Genomic DNA, 10,933 nt, shown 5'->3' with positions numbered 1-10,933 from the left:
CATTTGAATGGCTTCCATATTTTCTAAAATTGTCAAAGGGGAGATTCCGTGTCATAAAATTGCTGAAAACGAGGACTTTCTTGCTTTTCTCGACGTATTCCCGATTACTGCGGGGCATACTTTGGTTATACCTAAAAAGGAAGTCGACTACCTTTTTGATCTGGACGATGAGCTATACTCCGGGCTGTTTCTTTTTGCTAAAAGTATTGCCCCAGCTCTTCAAAAAGCAATTCCGTGTTTGAGAATAGGCGTCAGTGTAATTGGCTTGGAGGTCCCTCATGCACATGTGCACCTGCTTCCGCTCAACAGCATGGCCGATGCGGACTTTAGTACCAAATTGAAATTCTCTCACGAAGAACTTGCAGCCACTGCTGAAAAAATCCGAAGCTTTTTTCAGAATTAAGAGGGCTCAGTAAATAGAAAAGTCTTTACGGATCCCAACCGTAAATCCATGCGTTTTTCGATATAAATCGCCGATGTCTGCGGCATAGGCTCCCTTTAAAGTTAGCCCTCCCAGTATATCCAGCTTTGTTTGCAGCGCAATTAATCCGGAGAATTGCTTGGGAGAACCTACAAACCTGGTGGCATAAGTGCCGGAATTGCTCGAGTAAGACAGTTTGGTATACCAGCCGATATTTCGAAACAAGGTTCCTTTTAAGCCAACATGGTACAAAAGTACCCTGTTGTTACTGGTGAAATTATCATATTGTGGCCACTTCCAGCCAGTTTGAGAGGTTGGCGGTATAAATGGCGTCCCAATCGTCCGGTCAAAATAGGACCAGCCGTCCCTGATCTGTTGGTTGTTGAAATAGTTGTCATGGCCTCGCTTTTTGCCGTCTCCGAGAACAAAAACATCGCCCCCCTGATTTTTGGTGAAAAGAATTTCCATTACTCCTTCTGTGATCTCGAAGTTAGCCCCATACGAGTTTTTCTTTTTTATCCTCGCACCATACAAACCATCGGAAAGCGTCGTAAGATAGAAAAGCGATCCATCTTCATATACAAACTGCCTGTATAGGAATATGCTCGTCCCATAGTTTTCAACCTCCATTGCGACGTCAATCGAGCCCAGATGATTCCCAATTCTACTTGTACTGTCGAAGTAGGTAATATTCTCTCCGGAATTTCCCACCGTTCCAAATACGGCGCGCAGATAATTGGAAAATCCATCCGGAAGTCTACCGCCTGCTCCGCCCAAGTAGCGCGATTTTCCACCCCACTGTACCTGGTGGTTGAATCCTCCATATAATTTCAGCTTTGAGTTGACTTTTCCGATGCGGAGGTAAAATGCTTTTTGGTGAAATTTCAGTCCGCTGGTAGCTGGGCGATGACTTTCAAATAGTCCGTCCGAATAGAATGCCTGAAAGGATACCCAGTTTTTTGTAAATGGGACTGAGACAAATTTCGTTGTTCCTATCAGCACTTTTGGGATTGGAAGCGCATTACCAGACCAGGCATAAGAGCCTGAACCGATCGTTGAATCGGCCAGACCAATCCATTGCTTCTTACGTCCTACGAAGAGTTCCCAGTTTTTGAACCTCAAAGTCGCGTGCGCTTGTGGCAATAGCACTTTTGGTGTTTCATTGAAGCTTCCCACAGCCTCCACTCCAAAACCAGCCCTCCAGATGTTTCTATTTGTATGCGCAGATATCGGCCAGTAATGTTCTACACCAGCACGTGCAATACCAGCGGGGCCGGTAGTAGGAACTGTCCCAAATTGGTTAGCCTGGATCCAGAAGGGGGTATAGCCATTATTACTGCCCATTCCGGAAAGTTCTGCATAATTGGTTACGGAGTCCTTATAAATTTCGGGTTGCTTAGTTTCTTTTTGAGAAAAGGCAATGATGGGTACCAGTAAAAGAAAGACAAGGGAATTAAATAATCTCATATCGGTGCCCGTCAACTCGTTCGTAATGTGTGTAATGTAAAATCATGGAAAACAAAAATAAGGAGAACTTTCCTGTATTCATATTGTACTGAGGAACGCATTCAGGCGGTTAGTCGAGGAAACCGCTTTTTTTGATGCCGATAAGCAATCCGTAAGTATTGGGATACAATTCACCTATGTCAGACGCGATGCTCGAATAAACGCTGCAGCCCTTGAGAATTTTCAGATCTTTTTCGGCACTTACAATGAGCGATAGCTGCTGTTTCACCTTATCATAAGAACTAACAAATGTGCCCGAGTTGCGCGTGTATGTTGCTCGAAAGCCCAATTTCAGATTCAGCCAGGTAGCGGTAGCGCCCGTGTGGAAAGCCCAGAGACGATTATTGTTGGTGAACTCAGAATTACTTTTCGGCAGACTACCCCTTGTATCCCCGGAGGGAGGAATCAATGGTGTACCTATACCGCTCCCATAGTAAGACCACCCTCTTCGATATAAATAGCTGTTGTAGTAATTTCCCCTCTCAAACAGGGCCAAGTCTGATAGAGGAGACTTATTGATTTGATTGTGTGTTCCCAGCACCTCAACCAGGAAAGAGCGAAATGCAAAATAGGTTGATCCTGCGGGTAATTTATTTACACGCTTTATGCTCAACCCATTCAGCCCATCTTCAAAATTGGTGACCTTGAAGAGCGATCCGGTCTCATAAATATTTTGCCTGTAAAGAAAATATGCCCAGTTATTGCCATGCCACTCACCTCCGATGTCGATTGTTCCGAAATGGTTACCTATTTTTCTATTGTCCAATGTTTTTCCAGTAATGGTATACCAATAGGCTTTTGCAGGGTTAAATTTATACAATGGATTTATTTTATCCTCTCCGCCCCATACAGCCTGATGGTTAATTCCGGCATAGATCTTGAACTTCTGTGCATAATTCCCGAATCTCAGATATAATGATTTTTGATGGAAATAACTATGTGGAACTTGAGTGGCGCTTCCATAATTGACTTCACTCGCACCGAGGTAAGCGTCTGAGTAGGAAAGTTTAAATGCAACAAAGCCGTTTGTCAGGTATAGCGGATAATAGACAGGGACAGAAATTTGAACACGGGGAACAGGTCTCGCATTGCCAGCCACGGAAAGTGAACCGGAAGTAAGCGTTGTATCAACCAATCCTGTAATCATACGTTTCTGTCCCGCAAGAACTTCCACAATACCGATTTTAGCAGCTATATAAGCATCTGATAAAAAGAGGTTGGTTTTTTCTCCGTAACTGGCGATTCCCTGCAAGCCACCACTCCACTGAAATATCCTTGGATTATTTGGATTATAGACTTTGTAGAAACCGATGTTGGCCAGCGTGAAATTCCCATCTTTTGGAACACTACCATTCTGATTTGCTTGTATCCAAAATGGTGTCTGGTTGACAGCTCCTGCTGCTGTAATAGCTGCACGGTAATAGAGTGTAGAGTCCTGAGCGTGAATATTAGACGCGAGGCATAAGAGAAAAAAAGGTAAACAGACTCGCATCTGACAAAATAAGGGCGGCATGCAGTGAATAGAAATTGCTCTTCTGTTGATGAATAGTTAGATGATCAAAGTTATCCGATAAAAGTTAATTTTCTCCATTTCAACCTCAAACCAGCCTTTTCTATTTCCTTTTGGCAAGCATGAATAAACTTAAAGTTAAATGTTGGTTGTTCCTAATCACAGATTCATAGTTTCCGTCGCTGTCGGTCCCAAGAACATTGGGAAGTACAGGGTTAGATAAACAAGAAACTCCCAGACCGGGATTCCGGTCTGGGAGTTTCTTGAAATGAACAAAAAATGAAAGCTTTGTGATTTACAAAACAAATTATCTCCCTCTTTTTTTGAAAATCACAACAGCAGTCAACAGGATGATTTTCAGTTCCAGGTACAGATTCCAATTCTTAATATAGTAAAGATCATACATCAGTTTGTGACGCGCATCGTATACGCCGGCTCCGTAAGAGTACATAACCTGTGCATACCCTGTGATACCTGGCTTAATGTTGTGCCGCATATTATAATAAGGGATGGTCTCATCAAAAGTTTCTGTAAAAACCTGTCTCTCAGGCCTGGGGCCGATTAACGAAAGGTCTCTTCTGAAAATATTGATGATTTGCGGAAGCTCGTCTATCCTGCTTTGTCTCATAAAAGAGCCGTATGCGAAAGTTCTCGAATCGTTCTTTTTGGAGAATGATGCGCCATTTTGTTCGGCGTCCAGACCCATAGATCGGAACTTGATACAGTTAAATGCCGCATTATTCATTCCAACACGTTCCTGATAATAAAACACAGGCCCTGGAGATTCCAATTTAATCCTAAAATAGCTCAGGATCCAAAGTGGCAATGTGAAAATAAATAATATGATGGAAATGGTGACGTCAATGATCTTTTTGGGGTACCTCACTCTTCGTCCAAAGACAGGCAGACAGAGAAGATTCGGATTGATTTCGGCTACATCGTCCGGAATGTAAACCTTTTTTAAAATTTTTTCACAAAAATCATAGACGGTGTTGATGCGGATTGACTTGTTTTTTCTGACGACCAACTCGTAAATAACCCTGTTTCTTTTATCATATTGTGGATTAGTTACGAGGTGGATTTTTTCGAACTTGTCCAGCAAGGGCCTTACCGTGTGATTGAGCAGATAGTCGTCATCTGAGCTGTGCGGAATTAAAATGATCTCCTTGTATCTCTTCAGCAGGAAGGCGAGATCATATTTTTGAAGGAAGTAGTCATAGCTCGTAACAATCAGTACTTCTTCTGAAACGGCGGTTTTACTTAAAAGTCGGTGTACATACCTCCGTTCCGATACGTAAGTGTTGTTCATATGTGTGTATTTAAAATCGAAAAATCGCTTAAAGGATTGATCCAAGTGTGTTTGGAACACAAGTTTAGTTATAAAGTTTTAGAAAATGAAATTAAGTCTCCAATAAAATAATATAAATTTTTGACGAAAATAAAAACTAATTATCAAGTGGCGTTCCAGCGAAATGCTTGATTAAAATAAAGTTAGAATTATTTTGACATTGCCTGTGGAGCTTGGTAAACGTACCAAAGTTAGGTTGGTTACAGTAATGTGGAAGTATGAAAATATCAATATCGGCAGACCCAGGGGGGCGCGTTTTTATCTGTGAATGATGCAATTTTCTGACGTGGATTGGGCTGTTCGATTCAGCAGTGGTATCACTGCGTTTGATCCTAGCTGTCACTGAAACCGCAGGTTGCATGTCTCCGGCCTAATAGCGTATGTCTCCTAAGGTAGTTGCGATACAAAATCATCCGTCTGAGATAGCTTGGGTCACGCTCATGATCCTTTCTCTTAGTAAATTCAACTGGATCAGAAAATTATAACGGGTGATGGCCTAGACTTTCACTTCAGGAAGTACTCCCCTAGGCAAACCGGATAGTTTAGCAAATCTTAAACGGGTTAAGAATGTCTAAATGGGCACTGCTGGTCTATGGGATGTCGATTGTAACGGTTTCGCGGTGCATTTGAATCAGTTAAATTTATTGCCTGTATGGCAAAACGATTTGATGATGTAGGCTAAATCAGTAGTGCGTCGCAAGTGTACCGACTAGTGATGCCCTTTAAAGAGCAAATTATTATTTATGGATTTGAGCTGGTGATAAGATGGGCAAGCTTCAAAATAGCCCGGGGAAATTGCAAAATGAAATCGATTGCCGATAAACAATCTTTATCCTGACCGGCGTAAAGTGGCAATTTTAGACCCCAATTATCGATTAAGTGTATTGCCATGGTAATTTTTGTACCACTCAACAAATAGATCGACGCCCTTTTCGATATTTGTTGTTGCTCGGTAACCTGTGATATGTTCAAGTGCCTCAGTATCAGCCCAGGTAGATACAATATCTCCCGCAATCATATCCTTGAAATTTATTTCAGCTTTTTTGCCAAATGATTTTTCCAGACAGTTTATAAAGTGAAGCAGGTCAACAGGCTTGCCGTTCCCGATATTGAAAACCTGATATTTTTCGGGCATATCTGCCTTCAAAGCAGAGAGAATGCCATCGACGATATCGTCAATGTAAGTAAAGTCCCTTTTCATCTGGCCGTTATTATAAACATTGATAGCTTTACCAGCCTGGATAGCTTCTGCAAATAGATATGGGGCCATATCCGGACGCCCCCAAGGCCCATACACCGTAAAAAACCTTAGGCCAACTGTCGTGAAATTATAAAGATGACTGTAAGCGTGGGCCATCAGTTCATTGGTTTTTTTCGATGCGGCGTAAACGTTAATTGGTGTCTCAGATTTCTGGCTAATGGCAAATGGTTGTTCTGTATTTAACCCATAAACGCTTGAACTGCTTGCATATATCAACTTTTCCGGAGGATATTTGCGGCAACATTCCAATATATTAAAGAATCCTTCAATATTGGATTTGATATAGCTTCTGGGATTTTCCATACTATATCTGATGCCTGCCTGGGCGGCGAGGTTGACTACATAATCAAAAGAATGGGATTCAAACAGTCCCAGCAACCTGTCCATATCCAGCAGGTCCATCTTAATAAATCGGTAATTGCCGGTTGAATCAAGAAAAACATCATCTTCATTGGGAGAGTCCAGGTCAATGCCGCAATTTCTGAGCCTATTATTCTTCAATTCGACTGAATAGTAATCGTTGATATTGTCAATGCCAACGACTTGATGTCCATCCTGAAGTAATTTTTTGACCAGATGAAAACCAATAAATCCCGCTGCTCCCGTTACTAAAACTTTCATTGATAATATAAATTAACAATTTGGCTGAATATTACTTCTTCAGAAAATCCATGGATTGCGAGCTCGCGGCTATGCGCTCCCATACTTTGCCAGTTGTTTTTTTCGAATATGATTTGTTCAACGCTCTTCCTGATGGCGTCTGAGGATCTGGGTTCAATTAGGAAGCCGTTTTTTTTGTCGACAACCGTCAAATTACAACCTGGTACTTTTGTAGTTATCACAGGCAGACCTGTGGCGAGGGCTTCCAATATGCTCCTGGGAATGCCTTCACGATAGTAGCTGGGTAGGATAAAAACGTCCGCTTGATGAAGGTAATCGTTAATATTGCTTTTGGAGCCCAGGAAACGAACCGTTTCATGACCATTGTATTGATCGATAAACTGTTGTGTGACCGCACGTGGATTTTTTTTGTCAGGGTCTCCAATAATTAGCAGTTCAATTTGTGATTTAAGGGGTTCTTTTAGGGAAACGAATGCTTCGACCATCTCTGCAATTCCCTTTTCCCAAATTAACCTTGTTGTACAGAGAAAGCGGTTTTTTTGTCCTTCTGGCCTGACCCGATTTTCAATTGGGCTAAATGTGGTTGTATTGACGCCACTGCCCTTTACAACCTTTATTTTGTCCCTAAATTTTTCCTTGAACAGAAAATCGTCGTAGTCATCGGGATTTTGAATAATTACAAGATTAGCCCTGATGAATTGTAAGAAAAACAGTATTCTGAAAATATTGCGTATGATTCTATATTTCAGAGAGTTGTTTGCGAAAGCTATACCGAGGCCCGCAATATGGAGAACTACTTTTTTCCCGGAAAATATATTGGAGACTACGTTTATCAAATTCGGGACGAATTTGAATGAGTGGGTAAGTTCTATCCCGTTTTGTTGTATGAATTTTCGTATACTCCAAATTGCCCGCATCAAATCCACGGGGTTGACGTTGTCACGTTCAAGCCGACTTGTGAGGACCTCAAGGCCCTCGTCTCTAATGATCTGCGTATAACTATCCTGAGGAACGACGACGTAGACCTGATATCCCTTTTCGATCAAAAACTTTGCGAAAGGTATCCGGGCTTTGTAAAAGTCTTCTCCACAGTGCGCGAGGAGAAGTATTTTTCTATAGATCATGTAGATATCCCGCTTGTATGTGTGTATGCAGGCAATGGATGTCAAAGGTATCCATCTGTTGCCAAATTTAAAAGATAGTACGGCTTTATTAAATGCAGTGTCGGCCCAATCACCTGCAACTTTCTAAGTATAAGCCAACGGATTGTCTGCTGTTTTCGTAAGTTTACCTGGTAGGAAACAGAGTTTAAATTATTTTAAGGACGATTTAGAGGAAGAATGGTGAATTTTCTATTTGATCTGATTGCTTCTCAGCCGAATGCTGATGGCGAGTTTCATGGAGGTGGGAAGTACGCAAAGAAAGTCTTTTTAGCCTTATGCTCATTCAAAAAGATGGACTTTTCATTAATGGGACTATACAGCTCATCGCAGAAATTGGACGCGGAAATCAGGGATACTATTGACCGGAGCGGCGTACAATTGATTGATATTGAAGGTGTTGTATTGCCTGTCATTATAGCGGACAATAATGTACATCGGCTTTATTCGGCACTACCTTTCGGATTGATCAAGTACGGATTGTATGAAGCCTTCCAATCCAATTGTCAAATTTATGGTACCATACATGGGCTGCGTAACCTTGAGATAAGGCCGCGTATGTTTGATCTGAATTATCATTCAATCGGGGACATTAAAGGCTCATGTAGGACTTTTTTTAAAAGTCTGGTGGGGAATCAGGTTGTTAAAAGAGACCTTCTCAGATATCGTCAGATTCTTGGGAACTGCACGATTTTCACGGTTTCGGATCATACAAAATTTTCCATATTGAGCTATTTTCCGGATATCAAGAAAAACATCGAAGTGTTTTATAGCCCCGATGTGACTGAATTCGAAGAGTTTGGTCATGATGAGGAAGCAGCAACTTTCGAGCAGACCAACTATTTTTTGCTGGTAAGCGGCAATAGATGGCTGAAAAATAATATGAGAAGCGTGCTTGCTTTGGATCGTTTGTTTACGGATAATCCTGAAATAAAGCAGCGAGTCGTGATTACTGGTGTTGAATATCCAGAGGTGTTTTCTCGCAATATCATAAATAAGGAGCGCTTTACATTTTACAAATATGTAAGCGAAGCTTTTTTGCACAAGCTGTATAAAAATGCCTATGCTTTCATTTATATGACTTTAAACGAGGGTTTTGGATATCCCCCTCTCGAGGCGATGAAAAAAGGGACACCTGTACTCACAAGTGCTGTAACGTCGGTCCCTGAAATATGCGGGGACGCTGTTTTGTACGCCAATCCATATTCTATTGACGAAATTAGAAACCGTATTTTGCAGCTCTGCGACCAAGCCATACATCAGAGACTTTCTTCGGCTTCGCTCAAACGGTATGAACAGATTTCTGAACGACAAGAGAAAGATTTATGGAAAATGATTGAGACGATAATGAACTGATTCCTTGTCATTTATTGGTCTTTAAAATAGCATTAGGTTGTGTGGTCGAAATTAAATATCTGGTTTTTCGCACCGATTTGAAATCATTTTCCATAATCTGATTGGACTTGATCACTTCGGATTTTGCCTCTATTCTTATTCCGTTATTTACCAATTTCTCTCCGGTGTTTCGGGAAATAATATTGTTGACCAATTGGGAGGCAGGTTGTTCAGATATATTAATGGCCCAATCGCGAACTGAAGAGAAGGAATTTCCAGTAATTGTGGCTTTGGTAATTCCCTGGATGATATTAATGCCGTTCCCTACTTCCCAAAATTTACAACCCTCAATTTTATCAAAAACATTTTTCGAATTTCCATTGGTTACCATAATTCCATTTGCGAGGTGGGTGAAGGAGCTCTTGGAAATCGACCAACCCACAGCACCATTATAAGGAATGTTGATTCCATCGTATTTTCCGTTTCCGATGAATTTACAGCCTGTGAAACGGATGTCCTGTGTCTGATAGGAAATGTTCGCACTCTTTACCGCGTGATCAAAAAACGCCTGAAAAGTACAATTTTGAAAACTTACTGATTGGATGCTATTGGAACCTGCGACAAGTCTCACACCATTTGCAAATACGCAATTATAGTACAATCCTTTTTTGATAGAAGATATAAGTACTTCTCCGGCAAATGAAGAGTTTTTGATGATCAGATTCGCATCATTTTTTGGTAAGTAATATTGCATGCATGGCTTGGCTGTTTTGAATTGGGAATTTGAAATCATCATATTCGATCCACCTGACGCTCCACCCTGAAAAATATCAGAATTTCCACTTTGGCTAACTGTTGTATTGTCAATGGTTAGCTGATAAGTCGCCTGAAAACTGAGACCATAATAACAATTAGTGATGGCGACATTTTTCAATTTTATGTTTTCCGAATGATTGGAAGTTGCAACACCGCTTCTAAGACGATAAGAAGGGCCATATGAATTGCTATCATAAAATTTATAATAATTTCCGCAATTTGAGAAAAACGAATTTTGGATAGAAACATTTCTTCCGTCTTCAATATCAACGCCAGATAAACCGGCCTGCTGCCCTATGCAATTTAGAATAGTTATCTGAGAGGGAATCGCATATTTGCCAATTCCACCCGCTACTGTATAACAATGTCTACCCACTCTTTTTACAATACAGTTTTTGAGCATAACTGCTTTTGTCAAGATAGATGTGTCATTATTATATCCGGCGATATAGATACCGTCCCCTCCATTCATACCTCCACCTGCAATATCTTCCACCAAAATATTTTCGATCAGAATATTACTTACCGCGCCTAAATCTGACCGGACGCTGATACCAATTCCGGAGAATCCATTATCGATTTGATGATTTTCTTTGTTAACGGTACCACATTTTTTTATTGAAAGATTAGTTAGTGCGATTTGATCGGATTTATTAATCCTGATCGCAGTGACGCCCTTGATTCCCGAAAACTGATCACTCGTCTGACCTCCGCCATCAATGCTTAGATTCCTGATGTTTACATTGGAAACATCTACCAAGGAAATCACATCTCCGCTGGTTGTAGCTTTCAGGATGGTCTGGCCGCTGCCTGTCATAGTTAAATCTGACCTACCTTTTAACAACTGGACCAGATATTGACCGTTTCCGAAAAGTACATTTTTGCCGGAATAGATCGCATTCTGAATTGCTTCCGTATCATCCAGAGAGTCGTTCACTTTTGCCCCAAATTCTTC

8 protein-coding genes are annotated in these 10,933 nt (G+C 41.1%); 2 read left to right on the top strand and 6 right to left on the bottom strand.

Annotated elements, in window-relative coordinates; translation table 11 throughout:
• Nucleotides 1–7 precede the first annotated feature (7 nt).
• A complete protein-coding gene (locus tag AC1XUF_RS12615; protein WP_483342158.1) occupies nt 8–403 on the top strand; it encodes an HIT family protein in 396 nt (131 codons plus the stop codon).
• Between the two features lie 6 nt (nt 404–409).
• On the opposite strand, the gene AC1XUF_RS12610 is transcribed toward AC1XUF_RS12615, so the two are convergent.
• The 5 genes from AC1XUF_RS12610 to AC1XUF_RS12590 form a co-directional block, all read right to left on the bottom strand.
• The gene (locus AC1XUF_RS12610; RefSeq protein ID WP_483342157.1) at nt 410–1,888 is read right to left on the bottom strand and encodes a capsule assembly Wzi family protein; all 1,479 of its coding nucleotides are present in this window, start codon (nt 1,886–1,888) and stop codon (nt 410–412) included.
• A gap of 109 nt (nt 1,889–1,997) precedes the next feature.
• Nucleotides 1,998–3,419 carry a capsule assembly Wzi family protein gene (locus AC1XUF_RS12605; protein ID WP_483342156.1) on the bottom strand — a complete coding sequence of 474 codons (1,422 nt, stop codon included), beginning with the start codon at nt 3,417–3,419 and terminating at the stop codon, nt 1,998–2,000.
• 325 nt (nt 3,420–3,744) lie between these two features.
• A complete protein-coding gene (locus tag AC1XUF_RS12600) occupies nt 3,745–4,746 on the bottom strand; it encodes a sugar transferase (RefSeq protein WP_483342155.1) in 1,002 nt (333 codons plus the stop codon).
• 907 nt (nt 4,747–5,653) lie between these two features.
• The gene (locus tag AC1XUF_RS12595; protein WP_483342154.1) at nt 5,654–6,667 is read right to left on the bottom strand and encodes an NAD-dependent epimerase/dehydratase family protein; all 1,014 of its coding nucleotides are present in this window, start codon (nt 6,665–6,667) and stop codon (nt 5,654–5,656) included.
• Entirely contained in the window at nt 6,664–7,791 is a 1,128-nt protein-coding gene (locus tag AC1XUF_RS12590) for a glycosyltransferase family 4 protein (RefSeq protein WP_483342153.1), read from the bottom strand. Before AC1XUF_RS12590 ends, AC1XUF_RS12595 begins: the two co-directional genes overlap by 4 nt.
• Nucleotides 7,792–8,208: 417 nt before the next feature.
• Here AC1XUF_RS12590 and AC1XUF_RS12585 point away from each other — a divergent pair, with 417 nt between their 5' ends.
• Entirely contained in the window at nt 8,209–9,183 is a 975-nt protein-coding gene (locus AC1XUF_RS12585; protein ID WP_483342152.1) for a glycosyltransferase, read from the top strand.
• Nucleotides 9,184–9,190: 7 nt separating this feature from the next.
• Here the strand turns inward: AC1XUF_RS12585 and AC1XUF_RS12580 are convergent, their stop codons facing one another.
• Nucleotides 9,191–10,822, bottom strand: a complete 1,632-nt coding sequence (locus AC1XUF_RS12580) for a right-handed parallel beta-helix repeat-containing protein (RefSeq protein WP_483342609.1) — start codon at nt 10,820–10,822, stop codon at nt 9,191–9,193.
• Nucleotides 10,823–10,933 lie beyond the last annotated feature (111 nt).

It is taken from the genome of Dyadobacter sp. HNCC25DJ185, from assembly GCF_056895195.1.
The sequence above is the reverse complement of the archived record's forward strand: the minus strand, read 5'-3'. Positions and strand labels throughout refer to the sequence as shown.